Here is a 23199-nt window from a genome sequence, read left to right on the forward strand (position 1 = left end):
AGGACGCGGTCTGCACGGACGCGATTCGCAAGGACGTGGTCTGCAAACACGCCCTTCGCGGGCGCCATAAACGGACCTCTTCGCCTGCTGACGGCAAGCGCATTCGCATGGTGTCTGACGGCCCCACCCGCGCAGGCCGCGACGCTGCAAATTTCGCCGGTGATGGTCGACATGTCGGCGGATGCCAACGCGACCGGCATCACGTTGAAGAACCCCGGCGAGAAGCCGCTGTTTGGCCAGGTTCGCGTGTTCCGCTGGGATCAGGCAAGCGGCGAAGACACGCTCACGCCCACTCAGGATCTGGTCGCAAGCCCACCGCTGATCCAGATCGGCGCGCATGCCGATCAGTTGGTGAGGCTGGTGCGCACGACTGCGCAGCCATCGAATGCTGAACAGGGCTACCGCGTGCTGATCGACGAGTTGCCCGAGCCTGATGCCGCGCCCACCAGCGGCGTGACGATCCGTCTGCGCTACTCGGTGCCGGTGTTCGTCGAGCCGTCCGTCGACATCGGTCAGCCGAAGCTGTCCTGGCATCTGTCACGCGGCGCGCAAGGCTGGCTGCTGCGCGTCGACAACGCGGGCAAAAAGCGCGCGCAGATCGCCGCCGTGCAATTGATCGACAACGCAGGAAACGCCTACGTGATCAACAGAGGATTGCTTGGCTACGCGCTGGCCGGCCGCGAACGCCACTGGCCGGTCACGCTGCCGGATAACGCCGGCCAGAACGGCCCGCTGAAGGTACGTGCCGCGGTCAATTCGCTGCCGGCTGAAGCGACGGTGAATGTCGAGTGAACACACGAGGGTTCAAGGGCCGACACACGTGCTGACGAAAGGCACGCAAGGCCGATCAAGATCGCGCCGGGGTCGCCAGGAACACACATGATGCACCGCCACGCAATCAATGAGAATGACACGACGGCGAATACGCCATGGATGGAGACTGCATGCCGTCACGCTCGCGGCAACGCTGAATTTGCTGAGCGTGAATCGGGCGGGCGCGCAAGCGATGGCGCCGCCAGCCTCCGGTCAGGCCTCTGCCGAACGTATCGCGGCAAAGACCGCGCCGGACGCCGCGGCAGGCCGTGATCTGTATCTTGAAGTCATGCTCAACGGCCAGCGCACCTCGTTGATCGCGCACTTTCGCGACATCGGCGGCCGGCTCAGCGCCACGGGGAAAGACCTGAGCGAAATCGGCATTGCCACCGACAAGCTCGGCGCCGCCGACACCGCATCGATCGAACTCGACCAGATCCCGGGCCTGCGCTACGAATACGACGCGTCGCTCCAGACCATCGATCTGCAGGTGCCCGACGCGATCCGCAAGCCGTACACGTTCGATACGCGCGAGTTAGCGCAAACGCCGAACGCCGCCGCATCGCGCGGCTTTCTGATCAACTACGACGCGTTCGTGCAAACGGACACCAATGCGCAGTTCGCCCTGTGGAGCGAGGAGCGCTACTTCGACCCGTCCGGTGTACTGAGCAATACCGGTATCGCGTATCTATACCGCGATCTGCATCGCTACGTGCGCTACGACACCGCGTGGAGCACCTCGAATCCGGCCACGCTCAGCACCACGCAGTTCGGCGACACCATTTCGTCCTCGCTCGACTGGAGCCGTTCGATACGCATCGGCGGCTTCCAGTGGCGCAGCAACTTTGCGCTGCGCCCCGACCTTGTGACGTTTCCGGTACCAGCACTCTCGGGCACGGCCGTCGTGCCGTCTGCGGTGGATCTGTACATCAACAATGTGCGGCAATTCAGCGGCAATGTGCCGAGTGGGCCGTTCATCGTCAACAACGTGCCGGGCATCACCGGCGCGGGCGTGGCGACGGTCATTACGCACGACGCGCTCGGCCGCACCATTTCGACTTCGCTGCCGCTCTACGTCGATACGCGCATGCTGGCAGCGGGCCTGTCGAGCTATTCGTTCGAAGCGGGATTTCTGCGCCGCGCGTACGGCATCGATTCGTTTTCCTACGATCCGCGCCCGGCGGTCAGCGCCACAGCACGGCGCGGCATGAGCGACACGCTGACACTCGAAGGGCATGCGGAAGCCACCGGCGGCCTCGTCAATGCGGGGGCCGGTGCGCTGGTGCGCATGGGCATGGCCGGCGTGATCAACGGTTCATTGTCCGCGAGCGCCGGCAAGCTGACCGGCACCCAGCTCGGTCTCGGCTATCAGCTGATCGAGCCGCACTTTTCGATCGATGCGCAGACGCTGCGCGCCTATGGCAACTACGGCGACCTGGCCGCGCGCGACGGCACACCGGTGCCCACCGCGACCGACCGCGTGACGCTGGCGCTACCCTTCTTCAGCCGCCAGACTGTGTCGGTCAGCTACATCGGCTACCGTTTCCCGGGCATTCCTGCCTCGCGGATCGGCTCGCTCTCGTACACGCTGAACTTCGGCAATCTGGCCTCGCTCACGCTCAGCACTTACAAGGACTTTCTGCAGCACAACGCGCAAGGCGTATTTCTGACCGCGAGCTTCGGCCTCGGCAACAACACCGCGATCAATGCCAGTGTCGGCCGTCAGAACGGCCAGTCGACCTACAACCTCAATGCGCAGCGCCCACCCGACTATGCCGGCGGCTGGGGTTGGGGCGTGCAGGCGGGCGGCTCGGGCGCGGTGCCGTACCGCCAGGCGCAGGCGCAGTATCTCGGCAACTACGGCGAGGTGACGGCGCTCGCGCAGGACGTCGACCGGCATGCGAATGCCTCGCTCGACGTAAGCGGCGCGATCGTGCTGATGGATCACAGCATCCAGCCGGCGCGGCGGATCGACGACGGCTTCGCGCTGGTGTCCACCGACGGCGTCGCGGGCGTGCCGGTGCTGCACGAAAATCGCGTGATCGGCACGACCGACCGCAACGGCCATCTGCTGATACCGGACCTGAACGCGTACCAGCACAACCAAGTCGCGATCGACAGCATGAACCTGCCTGCCGACGCGCGCATCGCCACGACCTCCATGGATCTCGTACCGAAGTCGCTGACGGGCGTGCTGGCGAATTTTCCCGTGACGCGCTACAGCGCTGCTTCGGTGATTCTGCGCGGCGCCGACGGCAAGCTGCTACCGCCGGGCACACGCGTGCATCACGTCGAAAGCGGCGGCGATACGATCGTCGGCTACGACGGCCTGACCTTCATCGAGAATCTGCAGCGCGACAATCATCTCGAGATCGACACCGGCTCCACCCATTGCAGCGTCGAGTTCGCCTACCAGCGTCCGGCCGACGGCTCGCTGCCGACGCTCGGACCGTTGACGTGCGGCAGTACAGCCGCTGCCGGCACGGCGGCAACGCGATGAGACGGCTCGTCCTGCTCCTCGCCCTATGCACGCTGCTCGGCGTGTTGCCGCAGCGTGCGAGTGCGCAAACCTGTACGGCGAGCCCGTCGGCGTTGAGCTTCGGCAACGTCAGCCCGATCGGCTTGAGCGCCGTGGCTGCGACCGGCACAGTCAGCATTTCGTGCACGTGGCCTGCGGTTACGCTGACGCCGAGCGTGCAGGTGTGTCTGAACATGGGCGGCACGACCCCACGTGCGCTGACGATCGGCGCCAACCAGTTGCAATACAACCTGTATCAGGACGCCGCCCTTTCGCTCCCATGGGGCTCGACGACGCTCGGCACCACACCGATTTCGGTGACTCTCAACAAGCCGGTCACCGGCAATACCGCGACGACATCCGTGAACTTCTACGGCCAGATCACCGCCAATCAGCCAACTGTACCCACGACCGGCAACGCCAGCACCACGTACTCGCAGACCTTGAGCCAGACTTCGCTCACCTATGGTTTTTTCTTGCTGCTCGCACCAGGCTGCGCCGCGCTGACAACGAGCGCCGGCAGCTTCGGCTTCACGGCCAGCGCGACGGTGGTGAACAACTGCCTGATCAGCGCGACCAACGTCGCTTTCACATCGACGGGCGTGCTGAGTTCGGCGTTAAACGCGAGCGGTGCGATCACGGCGCGCTGCACGAACGGCGACGCGTATCAGATCGCGCTCAGCAGCGGGTCGAGCGGCAGCGTCGCGGCACGCCAGATGCAGCGCGCGGGCGGTGGCGGCGCGGTGAACTACCAGCTTTACACGGACCCCGCCCACACGAGCGCATGGGGTGACGGCACCGCGGGCACGACGATGGCAACGGGCACGGGCAGTGGCAATGCGGTGTCGATCACGGTGTACGGCCGCGTACCGGCGCAGACAACGCCGATGCCCGGCAATTACAGCGACACGATTACCGCGACAATCAGCTTTTGATATTTGGGCACTGGATCTGCCGGCCGAGGGATCGCCCGCGTAACGGGCGAAGGACGATTTCTAGAAGTTGATCGTCCAGATCGTTTGCCGGGCGCCGTGGGCGGCGACGAATTGAACCGGCTGCGCCTGATTTCGCGTTGTTTCGTCCGACGCGGCGGGGTCGAATGCGACCTGGGATATCTGGAATGGCGCCCCGTGCAGACAGGAAACCGCCGGTTGATTCGCAACGGTAATGGCCGCGTCCACCGACTGGATGACGCAGGTTTCCTGCACGGTCAGACTGACCGGGATCGAAGCCAGCTCCGTTGGGCATGCTTTTGACGCTGGCACTGCCAGCAGGATTGCCGCTAACGTGGTGGCTGTGTTGCGGGGCATCATATCGGTCCGGAATCGGCTCGCGGCGCGAGTAGAGATTCCGGTTTTTTCGGCATTTCACGCGAAAAACTTTAGGCTTTTTTAGGCCTTTAGCGGCAGAAAAATCTATAGCGCCTCACAGACAACATCGAACTTCATTAACTGCGTCGCCCCAAACGCATTACTGATCGCGACGTCAGCCGCATCTCTTCCCCGAGCCATCAACACCCGCCCCGTGCGCGGCACATTATTCCGCGGATCGAAGGTCTGCCAGCAGCCGCCAACATAGGCTTCGAACCACGCGGCAAAATCCATCGTCGCGTAGGGCGGCGGTGTGCCGACATCGCTGATATAGCCCGTGCAATAGCGCGCGGGGATATTCATCGCCCGGCACAGCGCCACGGCCAGATGCGCGAAATCCCGGCACACGCCCTTCCTCTCTTGCCACGCCTGCCACGCGGTCTTGGTCGGCCGCGCGAAGTCGTAGCCAAACACAATATGCTCGTGCACGTAGTTGCAGATTGCATCCACGCGCCCGCGCCCGAGCGGCATCTTGCCGAAGGTCTGCCACGCAAATTCGGATAGCAAATCAGTTTCGCAATATCGGCTGCCCAGCAGAAACACCAAGGTATCGTCAGGCAATGCCTCTACCGGATGCTGCTCGGTCAGCGGCGGCCGCCGCTCAGGCTCGGACGACACCTCGAGCACCGCGCTCGTCGAAAACTCTATCAACCCCTGCGGCGCCACGATCCGGCTGCACAGATTGCCGAAGCCGTCGCGATACTGGCTGATCGGCACCGGCGGATTGACCGCCAGCAAATCCGGACTCAGCACTTCCTTCGCGTGCGAATAGTGCGTGTTCAACATCAGCATCATCGGCGTCGGTTGCACACACTCATAGACCAGCTCGTAGCCAACGCGCAATTTCATCGCGACGCCCTCTTCCAGTTGAAACATTCAGTTGACGCGCCCGGTGAGCAACCTGAGTTGACACTCCCAGCTAACACGTTCGATTTGTACGAGCCCAGTCATCCGGCTCGCTCCTCACTTACCTTCGGTCACGCTCACATCGACCTGCAAACCGCGAAACGAATGCGACGCGCCATGCCATGTACCCCACAACGGCAACGCCTGGTAGTAGTTCCACGCCACCGCCACCCGAATCAGATGGCGATTGCCGACGATGCTATTGGTCGGATCGAAGTCGACCCAGCCGGCGCCCGGCAGATAGATTTGCAGCCACGCATGCGTCGCACCGCCGCCTTGCACCGCGTCATGCTCGGGCACGTCGGGCACGAACAGATAACCGCTCACAAAACGCGCCGCGAGGCCGAGCGAGCGCACCGCGTCCATCATCAGCACGGCGAAATCGCGGCAACTGCCGCTGCGGTTGCGCAAGGTGTCGCCAGGACGGTGCACGCCCTTCTCCGTGCGGCGCACATAGAAAAACGTGCTTTTTATGTCGAGCGTCATCGCGCGCAGCAACGCCATCGTGCCGCCGGTGCCATTTTTGCCGCCCGTGCCGCTCGCACCGCCGCTGCCCGGCACGGGCACGAAGCGCCGTGCCCATTCGTCGACGTCGCGGTCTGGATATTGGCGGCTGCGCGCGTTCACGAGATCGGACGCTTCCTCGTTCGTGTACGCAAACGGCCAGTTCACCGCGTACGGTTCAAGCGCGTAATCAGGCATGGGCGTTTCGAAGTGTTCGAGCGTCGCCTCGCTGTCGAAGCGCAATTCACTCGCCTTGCCCGTGAAACTCGCGACTGCCACGGAGTTGTCGAATACGTCGTGCAGCCAGTGCAGCCGCGACGGCGTGGGCGTAATCACCAACCGGCTCGTGACGAGGCGCAGGTCGTGGCTGGCGCGCGGGCGGAACATCATCCGGTGTTCGCCGAACCGCACGGGTTCCGAGTAACGGTAGACGCTGACATGACGCACCGTGAAACGCTGTGGCTCAGTCATCTGACAGGCCGATGGATGCAACTGGATTCGTCCTGAGCATCACGTTCACGCTGGTAAAACCTGCTGCCGCAGCAGGCGCTGGGCGCCCGGCACGGTTTGATCCTGAAAGAGCCACGAACAAGGTTCAGCGTGGTGAGGTGCTGTCATCGACAAGCTTTCGCTTTGAGCATACACCCGCCATATTGGTTGAAATCACTCATTTGGGCGGAGGTGCCATGCACGCGGAAGTTATCAACAGAATCTGTTCGCAAATCTGTGTATAACTACCCGGCAAAATCGGCAAGCGCTTGATACACATGCAGTTTTTACCGCGACGTCGAAGTTGGGCAGGCCGTGCGGCGTGTCGGTATCACGCGCGCAAGCGCCTCAATCGCGCACGGTACTGGCGGTGTGACCGGCCCCTGCTTCCTGTGCGGCCGGCGCGCTACGCTCTTCCTCGCGCCATTCCTGCCGCGAACGCACCATTCTGCGCACGGCGAGCCGCGCCATCTTCACCCAGCCCGACGGACGCGGGTCGGCGAGCATGCTGAGCGCGCGGGCATAGTCGAGTGTGAGGCCTGGTGTCCACGCCATCGTTGCGGCGCGTTTGCGCAGTTGCGCGGCCACCCACAACTCCGGCGTCGTCATCACCCGCAGAAACGGCCGCCAGCCGCCGAGGTTGCCCCACACGCGCGCCGACGCGCCCTCGATCGCCGCTTCCAGTGCGCGCGATACGCTGCTCGAGCAATTGCGGTGTGTCAGGTTGTAGGTCGTGTCCTGACGATAGGTGTCCCAGAAGCGGCGCAGGCGCGCGGGATCGTAATTGCGTATGCGCACCTGAACCGTGGACGGACACCACGCTTTCGATTCGGTCGGGTAATCGGGCTGAAATACGCCGGGCACATCGTTCTCGCGCGTCGCGCGCAGCAACCGCGCAAAATCGTCGGGCGAACGATCGATTTCGACGCCCGGATACAAGCTGATGTAGATGCCTTCAGGCGATTCGAGCGCGGCGTGCCCGGTCGATATCACGCCGTTACGATCCACCGCCGCGATATAGCGATCGACGATCAACTGCCGCCGCGCCTCGCCCTTGGCCGAGCCGACCGGCGTCCACACGTGCACCGTCAACGCGTCTTCATCGGCGCTGGGCGGGCCGTCCCATTCCACCGCGCTCAATCGGCCGGGAGCAACAGCACTCGCGGCGGAGTTGGCTGCATCCGCGCTTGCATCATCCGACGCCACTGCAGGATTCGACGCAAGACGCCGCACGCGCGTACTCAGCAAAATCATGTTCCAGCCGCCGAATATCAGACCGAGGCCGAGACAGTACGGCACGGTGCCCACATAGTGCGTCGGATAAGGTTGATAGAAGAAAACCGCCAGCGCGATTTCAACGCCCCCGCCGATCATCGCGAGCCGCCAGGTGCGATAACGAACGACCTTCGCCGAGACGATCTGCAGCAGACCGTCGGCGAGAAAGAGCGTGCCGAAGATCATCGACAGAATGAAGTTGCCGTGATGATGGCCGGCAAGAATCAGCGTTGCCGCAAAGCAGAATGCGATGCCCTTCACATAGCGCAGCGTGCGTTGGCCTCCCATGCCGGTCCAGGCGACGGTCAGCGTGGCGAGCCCTTCGAGCAGCAGCAACAACGCAAACGGCGTAATCGGGAAATAGAGCGCGCTATCGAGTGCGTCGATGAACACCACCACGCCGAGCACGAGGCTCACCCAGCCGATCAACTGCAACGAACGCCAGCGTGTGCGCAGGTAATCGACACCCAGCAGGATCATAACCAGTCGAACCATCGCGAGCTCTCCGTGATCGATGCCTTGATGATCGCAATCTTAACCATATTCACGGCGCTGGCGGGGACGGGTCCGGTGTAGCGGTAGTCTGCGCGTGGTGGCGCATTCACGCAGCGCCGCTTCGCGAATGCATCGCGCATCAGCGCTGCACGATCGCAGCAAGATTCTCAGACGTACTTGTGACGCTCATGCCGATGCGCCTTCGACGGACGTGCGTCGCGCTTGCTCGCACTCGCGGCCGCATGCGGTTCATCATCGTGCGGCGTGACGCGCGGGGTGGCATAGAGACCGTTCGGCAACGCGGTAGAGCTTTGCGGGGTTGCCGCGCTTTGTGGCGCAGTCGATAAATGTGCAGCGGGCAACGGCCCCGTTGCGTCGTCGATCACCTTCTGCAATTCGTCCTGCGCGTACGCGGGCAGCGGCGTGGATGGATACGTCGCGTTGGCAGCCATGGCAGTGGATGTGATGGAGACGGCGCAGGCAAAGCCGAGGGCGATCATCAAGTGGGCGATTTTCATGTCGAGTCCTGGTCAGGATGACGCGACCCGCATGATGGAAAGCGTGGCGCGCGTCAGTGGTTCGGAAGGTTCCTGACGGCTTGCACCGTCAGCACAAGCAGTGTGACGGCCGGGACATGAAGGGTAAATTTTATTAAGCCGGATTCAGATAGCCATAATCTGGCTTAATAAGCGCCGGCGCGCAGCATTCTCGACGCGCCGGCCTGCAGCGGATAAACGCAGCTCAGGCGAATGTCACTCAGGCAAACGTCATTCAGGCGGCCGCGGCTTGCGGCATTTCCATGCCCTGCTCGCCACCCAACGCGTCGAGCAGATCGCACAGCATGCGGTCGAGTTCGGCCGTCATCAGCGTGACGTCGGAATCGAAGCGCTCGTCGTCGTTCTGCGCGGTGGGGTCGCTCGCTTCCTTGAGGACGTCGAGCGGCGCGATGCGCTTGATGATCAACGAAGGCGTCAGCACGAACGACACGCGATCGTTCCACGTCATCGCAAGACGCATGCATTGCTTGCCGGCTTCGATATGACGGCGCATATCTTCGGCATCCAAAGTATGTCCGACGTAGCGTACCGTCGCGTTGCCTTCCGTCGGCGAGCGCAATTCGGTATCCTGGTCGAGGGTAAAGCCCGCCGGACCTTCACCGGAAAGCAGCCATTCGGTCATCGCCGCAACCGGCGATTGCGTGACGCGTACGGTGCCAAGCGGCAGTTGATCGATCGACTTGACCAGCAGGCCGCGCACTTCGTCGGCGACCGCTTGCGAGCCCGCGTCGATCACGAGCCAGCCGTTCCTGGTATCGATCCACACGCGCGTATCGCGGCGGATGCTGAAAGCGCGCGGCAGCAGTTCGTCGGTCACCTGCTCCTTGAGTTCGCGCATCTGCTTGCGGCCAGGTTTGAAGCCTTGCTGCTCTTCGAGTTCGAGCGCGCGTGCCTTGGTTACTTGCGTGACGACCAAAGCCGGCAGCAGTTTCTTTTCGGCGCGAAACGTCAGCAGCATCTGGCCATTGAGCGAATACACCAGCGAGTCGTTGTCGCGTGGCGACGCCCAGCCATGGCTTTGCATCTCGACGCTGTTGCCGGGCGCAAATGCGTGCGGCGCGAGCCATTTCTCCATTTGTTCAGGGGTGACGGACCACGGAGCGGGAAGACGGTGCAACTGAAGGTTTTTGAACCACATTGGCGGGGGTCTTGTATGGGCAAAGCGCGTCATTCTATATGACGCGGCGAAGATGGCGCGGTCGGGCGCGTACCAGCACGCTCGGCGCCGATACAGCGCCACTGCAACGAGGATTTTCAAGTAAAACCGGAAAATCTATTAAGCGACAGATCGACTATCAACACGGCTCTAACAGCGCGAACAACGCGACGTGTGCAAACCATAGTGGTTTAGCCTCATCAGTCTTGAGGCGCGCTTTGCGTTCAAATCACCTAGACTTTTTGGGAAGCGCACGACAAAGACGGAGGCGGCCATGGCCGATGAAACCGCACCTTGGCAGATGGTGGAATACGAGGGTTTCGAAATTCACGTGGCGCCCTTTCCGAAAAACCCGCCCGACGAAACGAAGCCGTCGGCCGCGCCGGATAACCGCTGCACGTATGTCGGTTACGTGTGCCACCCGGGCGCCGACCCGGCCATCCCCGGGCACGCGGTGGCGTTCCATCCGGATGGCGAAGAGAGCTTCGCCAGCGTGGAAGATGCGCTCTACGAAGGGGTGCATGTGGGTCGCAGCATTGTCGACGGCACACACCCGGATTTGACGGTGCTGCCGCTGGTGACGGGCGGAGTCTAATGCGCGCGACTTGAACAGCGCGCGCCGCGGCGATATTGCCCGTGCGACAGGATTAATGCCCGTCGGCCTTGTCGTCCGGCTGCTTGGCGAACGGCGTCATGAACGTCAGCTTCGAGGGAAGATCCGGCTCCCAGCCTTCCAGGTCCTCGAACGGATAACGGCCGAGTGCATACAGCACACGCTTCACGCGGCTTTTGAACGGTGCGCGCGGCACGTTGGGTAGTGAGCCGGGCGCGGCGGAAGCTGTCCGCCGAATATACTCGCGATCGAAATCACGCTGCGAGATGCCCCACTTCATCAGGAACTCGCGGCCACCACGGTTACGGCGAATCCGGCCGGTCGATTTGCAGCCGAAGTGATAGATGCGGCTCGCGCCGACCGAGCGAAACACACGGCAGCCGACGAGCCACAGCTTCATCAGGAAGTCGTTGTCGCTGCTCATGCCCGGGCCAAACTCGATGCTGTAACCGCCCACCGCATGCCACAACTGGCGGCTGATCAGCATCGGCTGCAAAGCGACGCCGTCGAGGTCGGTCGCCCTCATTCCGGCGCTGTACGCGAGTAGACCTGCTTCGTCGAAATTCTCGGGGCCCGTGCCGAAGTCGGCCGTGCTCACATTCGCACTGCCGGTCGGCTCGATCAGTGCCGCGGACAGATACGCGCACGAATGGCCAAGCCCGCGCAAGCTCGCTTCGAAGGCGCGGTCCCAGCCCGGCGTGCAAAACATATCGTCATTGAGGAACAGGATCCAGTCGCGCGTGGCGAGTCGCGCCACATCGTTCAATGCGAGACAGACGCCGACGTTACCCGTGCTCCACGTGTGCAGGATGCCTTCCGAGCGGACCCATTCGAGCGTGCCGTCGCTGCCATCGTTCACATGCACGATGATTTCGTGATCGAACGCCGAATGACGGCGGATACTGTCGATACACAGCTTCAGGTACGGCAGGTTGTTCCAGCTTGGGATCAGGATGCTGAACATGAGGTGATGACGATTCTCATTGAATGGGAGTGCGCGGCGCGCTGGCGGCGGCACGGTCCGCCTGCCGGCCGGAGTGGGCGACGCTGACGCCATTCCTGTCCGCATACGCGGAGGCAGCCGCAAGGATCGCGATGACCATGGCGTAGAAAGATACGGTCATCTTCAGATCGAAGGTTTCGACCGTCAGACCGAAAATCCAGAAAGCCACGATAAACGTCAACCCCATCAGCGCGGCCCGGCTCGCCGGGCCGGCCGGCGCGGCGAGCCGCCGCCAGAACAGCGCGCCCGGCACGACGTAGACGGCCAGCACAGCAAGACCGCCGATGACGCCGTAGTCGGTCATGTAAGCAAGCATCTGGTTATGCGCTTCACCTCTGCCCAACTCCGCAGCGACAGGTGTGAGCAGCCCCGAATTGGCAAATGACTGCATGCTGTTGCGAAAGCCGTCACCGCCGAGACCGAGCAGCGGATGGCTCGCTACGATGCGCGCCGCCGCCTCGTACAGCTGCAGACGGATACCGAGCGACGTGTCCTTGTTGCCATGTGTGTATTGCACCAGATCCGACGAAAGATCCCCGACGCGGTCGCGGGCGGTCGGCGAAAACACGTACACGCCGACCAGAATCGCGACGATCGCAAGCGGCAACAGCACGTTCCACTTGCGTGACTTGCCGCGACTGCGCAAGTAAAGAATCATCGCGGCGACCACCGGGATCGCCACCCACCCGCCACGCGAGCCGGTGATCAGCGACGCGGACAATCCCGCAAAGAGGCCTGCCACCTTGACGATGCGCACAGCCAGCCGGTCCTTGCGCCACCAGTTCAGCGACAGGATGGACAGCACGCCCATCACCAACGCGATATCGCCGAAGTGAATCGGGTTCAGAAAAGTGCTGCTGAGCCGCCCGAAGCCCCAGTCACGTGGCGCGATCAACAGGATGCCGAGCGACATCAAACCGGCGAGCGCAAACGACAAATCGCTCCACGCGAGCAAGTGCGGCAAACAGCGGCGCAACACCAGGAACAGCGGCGCGGCGGCAAAGAAACGGGAAGGCGAATCGAGTGTACTGGCCACCACCGTGCCGTGCGACACGCCGCCGAGCAGCACGGCAAAAAACGGACACGCCATGGCGACGCACAGCGCGATATCGACACGGTCCCACTGGAGCGGCGGCAGGCCGGTCCAGGATTTCGGCGAGGCCAGCAAAGCAAGCGAAATGACTGCGGCCGCGATCGACAATGCACTGCCGGCACCGTGTATCAGCAGGGTGGCCGACGGATATGTGAGCAGGAAGAACGCTGGCAACAGATTTCGTGAGTTGACACTCAGGGAAGATTTTTTTGCGGGCGTCGACATGTCTGATGAATTTAGCCGGCCGTTGCGACAACTGGCGCGCGCAACCGGACATTTTGGCCTCGCCATTGTACCGGGTTCCCGCTCCTATCCGATTATTAAGCACCGGCGCCCCTGCCGTGGGCAATCACGCTGGCTTCGAGGCGTTGCCGTCCGTAAGGCACTCTTGCCCGAGAGCGTGCAAGAGTGTGCTGTACCATACGGGCCACACGCTCCGCCGCGGCGAGTGGCCGGCCTTGGTGCACCGCACCGCAACGTCCCACCGGCAGAGAGACCCCGAATTTTCCCCAGCATTCGAGCAATGAAACGATTAATGCGCGCGCTCTATCGCAGCGCACCCGCCGCCGTGAAAAGACTCGTGGACACGGCCGTCAGCCGCTCCACCCGCATCCCGTATGCGGGCGTGGCGCACGAGCCCGACGTGTTCCTGCAGAAGACTTCACGGGCGAATATCGTCAAAAAGTACTTACACAAGCATCTGCTGCTCAAATGGCACGGGCAGACGCGCCTGCAACTCAGAAACGCCGCCGGGGTCAAGCGCTTGCTGTGGATTTACACCGGCAAGCGCAATTTTGGCGACGCGACGATGGACATGTCCGGGCGGGCGCTGCTGAAGGGCAGCGAATTCGAAATCGACCTTTTCACATTGCCGAACCTGCACAAGCTGTTCGGGGAGGACGATGTCTTCAAGAACGTCTTTTCCAACTTACCGGATCTTTCCAGCCGCCAGTACGATGCGATCCTGATGTCGGAGTACAACCTGCCGTCGATCAAGCTGAAGACGAAACATTTCAACAAGCTGCCGTACGCGTGCCTATTCCAGTACTTCTATGGTCCGGACCGCAATCAGACCACCTTCAGCCATGCCGCGATCAACCACGTCTTCTCGCTCGGCTACAGCGACGGCGAAATCGTTTCGATGAGCAAACCGTATCTGGCGGCGAAGGCGCGCACCCACGATTCGGTTCTCCCGCTCCTGCCGGGCAACCGGTTTCTGGCGTTTGCGGTCGGCGGGATCGATGCGAACCGCACCTACCGGCAATGGGGAGAGCTGTTCGAACTCATCGATTGCTCGGACGACCGGAACATGCCGAAGCAAATAGTTCTGCTTGGCTCCGACAACGGGGTCGCGATAGCGGATGAATTGTTGAACCGAGCATTCGGCACGCTAAAGATCACGTCATACGTCGGCAAGCTGACGTTGCTGCAGTCGCGCGAAATGATCGCGCAGGCTAGCCTCTTTGTGGGGGCGGACGGCGGCTTGATGCACATCGCGCACTCCACGCCAACGCCGAGCGTCTCGCTGTTTTCCGACCGCGAACCGCCCTATCTGCGCCTGACCGAACAATGCCACTCGATCGGTATTCAGAGCAGCGGCGACGTGGATGAGATCGCGCCGGCCGACGTCATGAGCGCCATCGAAACACAGTTGGCCACGGTAGCCAATCGGGCTTACTCCGCTTAGGCGGCGAGTGGCGCCGCAGACGCAGGTGTCTGCGACGCCAGCGCACTCGTCAGGATTTACGCTGCGTCCTGCTGGAACTGGATGCGATGCAAATGCGCGTACAGCCCGCCTTGCGCCAGCAGTTCCCGATGGCTGCCGCGCTCGACAATACGCCCGGCATCCATCACCAAAATCCGGTCAGCGCGTTCGATTGTCGACAAACGGTGCGCAATCACGAGCGTGGTCCGGCCCTTCATCAAGGTTTCCAACGCCGCCTGCACGTGGCGTTCGGATTCCGAATCCAGCGCGGAGGTGGCCTCGTCGAGAATCAGAATCGGTGCGTCCTTGTAGATCGCGCGCGCGATCGCCAGACGCTGGCGTTGACCGCCCGAGAGCATCATGCCGTTGTCGCCGACCAGCGTATCGATGCCGCTGGGCATCGCCTCGACGGTGTCCCACAGGTTCGCCGCGCGCAGCGCCGCCTTGACCTTGTCCGGATCGGCCGGCTGGCCATAAGCGACATTGTTCGCCACCGTGTCGTTGAACAGCACCACGTCCTGGCTCACCATTGCGATCTGGCTGCGCAGCGCGTGCAGGCCGTATTCCGGCAGCGCGACGCCGTCGACCAGAATCTCGCCGCCGGTCGGATCGAAAAAACGCGGCAGCAGATTCACCAGCGTGGTCTTGCCGCTGCCCGACGGGCCCGCGAGCGCCACCATTTCGCCCGGCGCCACCTTGAACGACACCTGGTCGAGCGTGTGGCGGCCATGCGTGGCGTTGCTACCGTAGGTGAACGACACGTCGCGGAATTCCACTTCGCCGTGAGCCCGCTCAAGCGGCTTGCCGCCGCCTTCCGGTTCGGAGGGCTCGTCGATCAGGCCAAAAATCAGCTCGCACGCCGTCATGCCGCGTTGCAGCGGCTGGTTCACGTCCATCAGGTGCTTCAGCGGCGAAATGATCAGCAGCATCGACGTAACGAACGCCACAAAGCCGCCGACAGTAGTCTGATCCGACGACGACTGCACCACGGCAATCGTAATCACCACGGCGAGCGCAATCGACGCGAGGAACTGCGTCAATGGTTGCGCGAGGCCACCGGAGACCGTCATGCGCATGGCGTAGCCGCGCAGACGCTTGCTCATCGCCGTGAAGCGGTCCGTCTCGTACTGCTCGCCGTTGTGCACCTTGACGACCTTGTAGCCGCCCACCGTCTCTTCGACGATGTACGACAGTTCGTTGGTCAGCAGTTGATGCTCGCGGTTCAGGCGCCGCAAACGGCGGTTGATCTTGCCCACCAGCCAGCCGATCCCCGGTAGCAACACCGCGACGATCAGTGTCAGGCGCCAGTTCAGATAAAACAGGTAGCCGAGCAGGAACACGACTGTCAGCGAATCGCGCACCAGGGTGACCAGCACGCTCAACAACACGTTGAGAATCTGGTTGACCTCGAAGACGATCGCGTTGATCACCGTGCTCGCGGTTTCGCGCTGGAAGAACGCCACGCTCGTGTGGATCATGCGGTCGAACATCTTCAGGCGCAGATCGAGCAGGATTTTGTTCGATACGTAGGCGAGCAGATAACCCGACGCGTATTGCGACACGCCGCGAATCAGCGCGAGGCCGATCACCGCGGCCGGTACAAACCACTTGGCGTTGTCGTTGGCATGCGCGCCGAAACCCTTGTCCAGCAGCGGTTTGAGCAAGGCGGGGATTGCCGCGTCGGTACCGGCGCTTACCGCCATTGCGACGATCGCGCCGACCACCACCCACAACAGCGGCTTGATATATGGCCACAAACGCCGGAAGACGACGGCAGGCGACGATGCCTCACCTGAACCGATGGGTTTGCTTAACGTAGGCTTCGCGCTCAAGGAATCCTCTGGGAATGCGGGACAGCATCCGTGCGGCGGGCGGAATGCCCGCTGCACGTAAAATTAAATACGGCATTGTAAACGGTTGCGGATTGCGCGGCCGGTAGTGTGAATTGACCAGATTCGACCGGATTCACGGGTCGCCAGCCGCCGGCGGCCGTGTCCGGCCACGGCCACCGCGCGCTGTGTATACTTGCGCGACCCATTTCGCCACCCTGCACCCTCCACGCAATTCAGGTATGCAAGAAACCACCCTCGGCGTCGCCATCATCACCAAAAACGCGGCGGCGCGACTGGCCGAATGCCTGCAGGCCGTGGCCTTCGCCGATCAGATCGTCGTGATCGACGGCGGCAGCACCGACGGTACCGCCGAGATCGCCCGGGCACATGGCGCGCGCGTGCTGGAGGAAACCGACTGGCCGGGCTTCGGTCCGCAAAAGAACCGCGCCGTGGACGCGCTGACCACCAGCTGGATTCTTTCGCTCGACGCCGACGAAATCGTCACGCCGGAACTGGCAGCGGCGATCCGTGCGGCGCTGGCCGCGCCCACCGCCGATGTCTACGCGGTGGACCGGTTGTCGAGCTTTTGCGGCCACTGGATTCATCACAGCGGCTGGTATCCGGACTGGATTCCACGCCTGTTCAAACGTGGCGCCGCGCGTTTCTCCGACGACCTCGTGCACGAGCGCCTGGTGTTCGACACGCCGTCGCAGCGCCTGACCGGCAAGCTGATGCACTACTCCTACGAGGACTTCGAAGGCGTATTGCGCAAGCTCGACGCGTATTCGACAGCGGGTGCGCAGCAACGTCACGCAGCGGGCAAGCGCGGCAGTTTTGGCATGGCGCTCGGGCGCGGCGCGTGGGCGTTCGTGCGAACCTATGTGCTGCGGCGTGGATTTCTCGACGGCCGCGCGGGTTTTATGATCGCGGTGTTCAATGCCGAAACGGTGTACTACCGGTTTTTGAAGCTGGCACGGATGGGGGAGCAGACCCGGCGCTAGCGGCCGCGGCTCGCCAACGGTTGGCCCACGCCCACGCAACCGCGCGGGCCAACCAGACATCAATAGACGATTTCGATCGAGCTTCCGGCAAACTCGCCGCGCAATGCCGCGAGCAGTTCGTCTGTCGGCTTCACGCGCCACGCGTCGCCCAGACGCATTTCGCCTTGCGCGTTTTCGCTGCGATAGACCACCTGCACGGCGAGGCCGTTCGGAATCTGCACAGCCTGACGCTGGCCACCGCCGCCATAACCGCCGCCGTTGCGGCCACCACCGCCGCCATTGCCACCGCGCGATGACGCCGCCGGCGCCGGCGCAGCTTGCGGCTCGTCTTTACCCGCGCTATGCGCTTCGAGCACGCGCCGCAACGCCAACGCGTCCGCATTGCCGTTCATTTGCACCTTTACGGCTTCCGCGTAACGGCAACGCGCGCGGCCGAGGTCCATCACCGTGTCGACCGTGAAACGGATGCCGCCGGTGAATGCGTCGTTACGCGCCTGGCCCTGCACCACCAGTAATTCGTCTTCCTTGAACAGCTGTTTGTGCGCTTCAAAGGTCTCGTTGAAGACAGTCACTTCGCATTGACCGGTGCCGTCGTCGAGCAGCGCGATCAACATCTTGCCGCGCTGGGTCATCTGCGTGCGCAGCGACGCGATCACGCCAGCGACTAGCTTGTCGCGCCCTTCCTTCAATTCGCCGATCTTCTGACGCACGAAACGGCGCACTTCATCTTTGTAGGCATCGAACAGATGGCCCGACAGGTAGAAGCCGAGCGCGGCCTTCTCTTCCTGCAGCTTCTTCTTTTCCGGCCACTCCGGCTCGTCGACCAGTTCGTGACCTTGCGACGGCGCGTCGCCCATATCGAACAGGCCCGCCTGCATCGCATTGGCGCTTGCCTGCTCGGCGGCTTCCATGGCCAGCGAGACCGAGGCGATCAGCTGTGCGCGATTCGCATGCAGCGTGTCGAACGCACCGGCGCGGATCAATGCTTCCACCGTGCGGCGATTGACGATCCGGCGATCGACCCGGTTGCAGAAGTCGAAGATGTCGATGAACGGGCCTTCTTCACGCGCGCGGATGATTTCTTCGATCGCGTTCTGGCCGCTGCCCTTGATCGCGCCGAGACCGTAGCGGATCGTTTTCGAGCGCTTGCCGTCCGCTTCCGCGACCGGCTCGAACCGGTACGCCGACAGATTGACGTCCGGCGGCAACACGGCCATCTTGTTCGTGAGGCAGTCCTCGAACAGAATCTTGACCTTGTCCGTGTCGTCCATGGCGAGCGACATATTCGCCGCCATAAATTCCGCCGGATGGTGCGCCTTCAGCCATGCGGTGTAGTACGCAAGCAGCGCATACGCCGCCGCGTGCGACTTGTTGAAGCCGTAGCCCGCGAACTTCTCCATCAAGTCGAAGATTTCGTCCGCTTTCTCGCCGGCCAGCCCGTTCTTCGCGGCGCCCTGGCGGAACAACTCGCGGTGCTCGGCCATTTCCTCGGCCTTCTTCTTACCCATCGCGCGACGCAGCAAGTCGGCGCCACCGAGCGAGTAGCCGCCGATGATCTGCGCCATCTGCATCACCTGCTCCTGGTAGACCATGATGCCGTAGGTCTCTTTCAGAACAGATTCAACGCGCGGATCCGGATACTCCACCACTTCGCGGCCGTGCTTACGTGCACAGAAGCTCGGGATCAGATCCATTGGGCCAGGACGATACAACGCCACCAGCGCGATGATGTCCTCGAAGCGGTCAGGCTGCGCGTCTTTCAGCATGCCTTGCATGCCGCGGCTTTCCAGCTGGAACACGGCGACCGTATTCGCTTTCTTCAGGATCGAGAACGACGCCGCGTCGTCGAGCGGCACCTGCGCGAGCGACCAGTCTTTCTTCGACGGATCGAGACGGCGGATATAGCGCTCGGCCCAGTCCAGAATGGTCAGCGTGGTGAGGCCCAAAAAGTCGAACTTCACGAGGCCGACGGCTTCGACGTCATCCTTGTCGTACTGGCTCACGACGCCGCTTTCGTCGCCCTGTGTATAGAGCGGGCAGAAATCGGTCAGCTTGCCGGGCGCGATCAACACGCCGCCGGCGTGCATACCGACGTTGCGCGTAAGGCCTTCCACGCGCTGCGCGAGTTCGAGCAGCTGATGCACTTCGTCTTCGTTATCGAAGCGCTCCTGCAACAGCGGCTCTTCCTTCATCGCGTCGGCGATGGTGACGTGCTTGCCCGGCTTGAACGGAATCAGCTTGGCGATGCCGTCCGTGAACATATAGCCGAGATCGAGCACGCGGCCGATGTCGCGCACCGCCGCTTTCGCCGCCATCGTGCCGAAGGTGGCGATCTGCGACACGGCGTCCGCGCCATATTTTTCCTTCACGTACTGAATGACACGGTCGCGGCCGTGCTGGCAGAAGTCGATGTCGAAGTCGGGCATCGACACGCGTTCCGGATTCAGAAAACGTTCGAACAGCAGGTTGTAGCGCAGCGGATCGAGGTCGGTCACGCCGAGTGCATACGCGACCAGCGAACCTGCACCCGAGCCCCGGCCCGGACCGACCGGCACGCCGTTGTTCTTGGCCCAGTTGATAAAGTCCGCAACGATCAGGAAGTAGCCCGGAAAGCCCATCTTGATGATCGTGCCGCACTCGAATTCGAGGCGCTGGTAATACGTTTCGCGCTGCGCCTCGCGCTCGGGCGCATCCGGGTACAACTGTTCGAGACGCTTTTCGAGGCCTTCTTTTGACAATTGCACGAGGTAGTCGTCGAGCGACATGCCGTCGGGCGTCGGGAAGAGCGGCAGCTTCGGTTTGCCGAGTTCAAGCGTCAGGTTGCAGCGCTTGGCGATTTCGACACTATTGGCGAGCGCCGACGGCAAGTCCGCGAACAGCTCCGCCATTTCTTCCTGCGTGCGGAAATACTGCTCGGACGTAAAGCGCTTAGAGCGGCGCGGATTCGCCAGGATGTCGCCTTCGGAAATACACACGCGCGCTTCGTGCGCGGTGAAGTCGTCCGGCGTCATGAACTGCATGGGGTGGGTGGCCACCACCGGCAATTTCAGCGATGCCGCGAGCGCAACCGCCTGCTGCACGTACTGCTCGCCGCCCGGCTGACCGCACCGTTGCAGTTCGATATAGAAGCCGCCAGGGAACACCTTCGCCCAATGCAATGCATTGCGTTTGGCCGCTTCTTCGTTACCGGCGGCAAGCGCGAGGGCAATGTCGCCCTGTTGCGCACCCGACAACGCGAGCAGGCCCTCACCCAGACCTGATTCGAGCCAGCCGGCTTCGATTTCCGCGCGGCCGCGATACTGGTTTGTGAGCGATGCCTTGCTGAGCAGCTCGCACAGATTCAGATAGCCGCGCCGGTTCTTGACCAGCAGCAGCAAACGGGAAGGCTTTTCGCGGTCGTCAGGATTGGTGATCCAGACGTCGCAGCCGGCAATGGGTTTGACCCCTTTGCCGCGGGCTTCCTTGTAGAAACGGACGAGACCGAACGCGTTGCCGAGGTCGGTGAGGGCGAGCGCACCCTGACCGTCTTTGGCGGCGGCCTTGACGATGTCGTCAAGACGCACGATGCCGTCGGCAATCGAGAATTCGGAGTGGACGCGAAGATGAACGAAGCGGGGATCTGACATGGGCGACATTGTAACTCCACCCTTCCGGAGTTTTCAGGCCAAAACCACGCGTCAGCCGTTCGGCTTAGGACAGAAACGCGAGCGCACCGTACACCGGCGTTGTGCAGGCGATTTGCGCTGCCACAAAGGGTTGGCCATTCGGCCGAGTCGGCCAAAGCGCCAGCTTGAGGGATAATACGGGTTTCGCCCTTTTCGACGTGGCCGCGCCGCATGGAGTTTGAATGCGGGCGTTCAATGCGCCCTGTTTTCCGCGCCGCCACTTCTTACCGCTGGACACACATGAGTATCGTCAATCTCGCCGCGTATCATTTCGCGACCATCGAAGACACCGCCGCATGGCGCCCGTTCGTTACGGAGCGCTGTAATACGCTCGGCTTGCGCGGCACCATCCTGCTGGCGCCGGAAGGCATCAACCTGTTCGTGGCCGGCACGCGCGAAGCCACAGACGCGTTCATCGACTACATCCGTCACGACGCGCTGTTTGATGGCAAATTCGTCAATCTGCAGTTCAAGGAAAGCCTGTCGGACAAGCAGCCGTTCACCCGCATGCTGGTCAAGCTCAAGCGCGAGATCATCACGATGAAAAAGCCGGCCATCCGGCCGGAGCTTGGCCGCGCGCCGTTTGTCGACGCCCCCACGCTGAAAAGCTGGCTCGACCGCGGCCATGACGACGAAGGCCGCCCCGTCGTGATGCTGGACACACGCAATGCGTTCGAGGTGGACGTCGGCACGTTCGACGACGCGCTCGACTACCGCATTACGAAATTCAGCGAGTTTCCCGAAGTCATCGAACAAAACCGCGCCGACCTCGAAGGCAAGACGGTCGTGTCGTTCTGCACAGGCGGGATTCGCTGCGAGAAGGCGGCGATCCACATGAAGGAAGTCGGCATCGAGAACGTGTACCAGCTCGAAGGCGGCATCCTGAAGTATTTCGAGGAAGTCGGCGGCGCGCACTATCACGGCGACTGTTTCGTATTCGACTACCGCACCGCGCTGAATCCGCAACTGGAGCCGACCGCGACCGTGCAATGCTTCGGCTGCCGCGCGGTGGTGCCACCCGAAGCGCAAAAATCGCCGATGTACGTGGCAGGCAAGACGTGTCCGGAATGCCATCCGGACAGCAAGGCGGCGCACGCCGCGTGATGCTGCGGGCGGTTGCTGCGGGCGGGCGTCTGCACGTTGCGGCCCGCCGCCTCCCTACGGATTCATGGCTGAGCAGCATGAGTCCCTCAGCTGTCCACCGTATTTGCGCATCAGCACACTCATCGACCCCATGACCTATCGTGGACGCTTCGCGCCATCGCCTACCGGGCCCTTGCACTTCGGCTCACTGGTGAGCGCGCTTGCAAGCTGGCTGGACGCGCGCGCGCATGGCGGCGCGTGGCTGGTACGCGTTGAAGACATCGACGGGCCTCGCACCGTCCCAGGCGCGGCCGAGGAGATTCTGTCGACCCTCGAGCATTTCGGCATGCACGCAGACGAGCCACCCGTCTGGCAAAGCGACCGTATTGCGCGCTATCAGGAAGCCCTGGAGCAATTGAAGGCCGCCGGCCTGGTCTATCCATGCGGCTGCACGCGCAAAGAGATTGCCGACTCGCTGCTGCATGTCCACGCACGCAACACCACGCTTGCCTACCCCGGCACCTGCCGCAGCGGCCTGCATGGCAAACCGGCGCGCGCATGGCGCCTGCGCGTCCCCGACGGCGACGCGGCGGTGATCACATTCGAGGACCGCTGGCAGGGCAAGCAGACGCAGAACCTGGCCACCGAGGTCGGCGACTTCGTGCTGAGACGCGCTGACGATCAGTGGGCATACCAACTGGCCGTGGTGGTCGACGATGCGGACGCGGGGATTACGCACATCGTGCGCGGCGCGGACCTGATGGATTCAACAGCGCGGCAGATCTACCTGCAGCGTTGCCTCGGCGTGCCGACCCCGGAGTATCTGCACGTACCGGTGGTCACGAACGATCAGGGCGAAAAACTCAGCAAGCAGAACGGCGCAACCGCGTTGGACAACGACAAACCGCTTGAAGCACTGAACGCAGCCGCGCATCATCTGGGTCTTGAGCTAGACGGGACCAGGCATACGACGCTAGAGGGTTTTTATGCTGCCGCGACAGCAGCATGGGCACAGCGCACGAACGTGCGAGTGTGATGTGATGGCGGCGTACCGTAGCGGCCGCCCCGAATAGAGGCAGCGCCAGTGAACCGCTCAGAAAACAAACACTAAAAACAACAAG

At 62.6% G+C, this 23199-nt stretch carries 18 protein-coding genes; 8 read left to right on the plus strand and 10 right to left on the minus strand.

Annotation, left to right across the window (positions count from 1 at the left end; translation table 11 throughout):
* Window positions 1–84: 84 nt before the first annotated feature.
* From M0D66_RS18570 to M0D66_RS18580, 3 genes are all read left to right on the plus strand, one after another.
* Window positions 85–792, plus strand: a complete 708-nt coding sequence (locus M0D66_RS18570) for a molecular chaperone (RefSeq protein WP_266211163.1) — start codon at window positions 85–87, stop codon at window positions 790–792.
* 109 nt (window positions 793–901) lie between these two features.
* Window positions 902–3313, plus strand: coding sequence for a fimbria/pilus outer membrane usher protein (locus tag M0D66_RS18575; protein WP_266211101.1), 2412 nt, complete (start codon window positions 902–904; stop codon window positions 3311–3313).
* On the plus strand, window positions 3310–4266 hold the full coding sequence (locus M0D66_RS18580) for a spore coat U domain-containing protein (RefSeq protein WP_200651605.1): 957 nt from the start codon (window positions 3310–3312) through the stop codon (window positions 4264–4266). Before M0D66_RS18575 ends, M0D66_RS18580 begins: the two co-directional genes overlap by 4 nt.
* Before the next feature lie 60 nt (window positions 4267–4326).
* Here M0D66_RS18580 and M0D66_RS18585 read toward each other — a convergent pair whose 3' ends face one another.
* From M0D66_RS18585 to M0D66_RS18610, 6 genes are all read right to left on the minus strand, one after another.
* On the minus strand, window positions 4327–4641 hold the full coding sequence (locus M0D66_RS18585) for a hypothetical protein (protein WP_211703262.1): 315 nt from the start codon (window positions 4639–4641) through the stop codon (window positions 4327–4329).
* 105 nt (window positions 4642–4746) lie between these two features.
* Window positions 4747–5550, minus strand: coding sequence for a transglutaminase family protein (locus M0D66_RS18590; RefSeq protein WP_093639725.1), 804 nt, complete (start codon window positions 5548–5550; stop codon window positions 4747–4749).
* 114 nt (window positions 5551–5664) lie between these two features.
* On the minus strand, window positions 5665–6582 hold the full coding sequence (locus M0D66_RS18595) for a transglutaminase family protein (RefSeq protein WP_200651603.1): 918 nt from the start codon (window positions 6580–6582) through the stop codon (window positions 5665–5667).
* Window positions 6583–6948: 366 nt separating this feature from the next.
* Window positions 6949–8370: an HdeD family acid-resistance protein gene (locus M0D66_RS18600; RefSeq protein WP_200651602.1), complete on the minus strand. Its 1422-nt coding sequence runs from the start codon at window positions 8368–8370 to the stop codon at window positions 6949–6951.
* 167 nt (window positions 8371–8537) lie between these two features.
* Window positions 8538–8888 carry a hypothetical protein gene (locus M0D66_RS18605; protein ID WP_200651601.1) on the minus strand — a complete coding sequence of 117 codons (351 nt, stop codon included), beginning with the start codon at window positions 8886–8888 and terminating at the stop codon, window positions 8538–8540.
* A 253-nt stretch (window positions 8889–9141) separates the two neighbouring features.
* Window positions 9142–10065, minus strand: a complete 924-nt coding sequence (locus tag M0D66_RS18610; RefSeq protein ID WP_200651600.1) for a recombination-associated protein RdgC — start codon at window positions 10063–10065, stop codon at window positions 9142–9144.
* A 292-nt stretch (window positions 10066–10357) separates the two neighbouring features.
* Between M0D66_RS18610 and M0D66_RS18615 the strand changes: the two genes are divergently transcribed.
* Window positions 10358–10678, plus strand: coding sequence for a hypothetical protein (locus M0D66_RS18615; protein ID WP_200651599.1), 321 nt, complete (start codon window positions 10358–10360; stop codon window positions 10676–10678).
* Window positions 10679–10730: 52 nt separating this feature from the next.
* Here M0D66_RS18615 and M0D66_RS18620 read toward each other — a convergent pair whose 3' ends face one another.
* Both M0D66_RS18620 and M0D66_RS18625 read right to left on the minus strand, forming a co-directional pair.
* Window positions 10731–11660: a glycosyltransferase family 2 protein gene (locus M0D66_RS18620; protein ID WP_200619782.1), complete on the minus strand. Its 930-nt coding sequence runs from the start codon at window positions 11658–11660 to the stop codon at window positions 10731–10733.
* Between the two features lie 16 nt (window positions 11661–11676).
* Window positions 11677–12966: an O-antigen ligase gene (locus tag M0D66_RS18625; RefSeq protein ID WP_234487654.1), complete on the minus strand. Its 1290-nt coding sequence runs from the start codon at window positions 12964–12966 to the stop codon at window positions 11677–11679.
* 49 nt (window positions 12967–13015) lie between these two features.
* On the opposite strand from M0D66_RS18625, the gene M0D66_RS18630 reads away from it, so the two are divergent.
* Window positions 13016–14479 carry a glycosyltransferase family 9 protein gene (locus M0D66_RS18630; RefSeq protein ID WP_234487653.1) on the plus strand — a complete coding sequence of 488 codons (1464 nt, stop codon included), beginning with the start codon at window positions 13016–13018 and terminating at the stop codon, window positions 14477–14479.
* A 56-nt stretch (window positions 14480–14535) separates the two neighbouring features.
* Here the strand turns inward: M0D66_RS18630 and msbA are convergent, their stop codons facing one another.
* On the minus strand, window positions 14536–16329 hold the full coding sequence (gene msbA, locus M0D66_RS18635) for a lipid A export permease/ATP-binding protein MsbA (RefSeq protein WP_200619783.1): 1794 nt from the start codon (window positions 16327–16329) through the stop codon (window positions 14536–14538).
* Window positions 16330–16568: 239 nt separating this feature from the next.
* Between msbA and M0D66_RS18640 the strand changes: the two genes are divergently transcribed.
* Entirely contained in the window at window positions 16569–17330 is a 762-nt protein-coding gene (locus tag M0D66_RS18640) for a glycosyltransferase family 2 protein (RefSeq protein WP_200619784.1), read from the plus strand.
* 59 nt (window positions 17331–17389) lie between these two features.
* Here the strand turns inward: M0D66_RS18640 and dnaE are convergent, their stop codons facing one another.
* On the minus strand, window positions 17390–20965 hold the full coding sequence (gene dnaE, locus M0D66_RS18645) for a DNA polymerase III subunit alpha (RefSeq protein ID WP_200619785.1): 3576 nt from the start codon (window positions 20963–20965) through the stop codon (window positions 17390–17392).
* A gap of 270 nt (window positions 20966–21235) precedes the next feature.
* On the opposite strand from dnaE, the gene M0D66_RS18650 reads away from it, so the two are divergent.
* On the plus strand, window positions 21236–22099 hold the full coding sequence (locus M0D66_RS18650) for a sulfurtransferase (protein ID WP_200651598.1): 864 nt from the start codon (window positions 21236–21238) through the stop codon (window positions 22097–22099).
* A 130-nt stretch (window positions 22100–22229) separates the two neighbouring features.
* Window positions 22230–23114 carry a tRNA glutamyl-Q(34) synthetase GluQRS gene (gene gluQRS / locus M0D66_RS18655; protein WP_200651597.1) on the plus strand — a complete coding sequence of 295 codons (885 nt, stop codon included), beginning with the start codon at window positions 22230–22232 and terminating at the stop codon, window positions 23112–23114.
* The last annotated feature ends 85 nt before the right edge of the window (window positions 23115–23199 follow it).

This window comes from Paraburkholderia sp. SECH2, from assembly GCF_030464795.1.
Taxonomy (GTDB): Bacteria; Pseudomonadota; Gammaproteobacteria; order Burkholderiales; family Burkholderiaceae; genus Paraburkholderia; species Paraburkholderia aspalathi.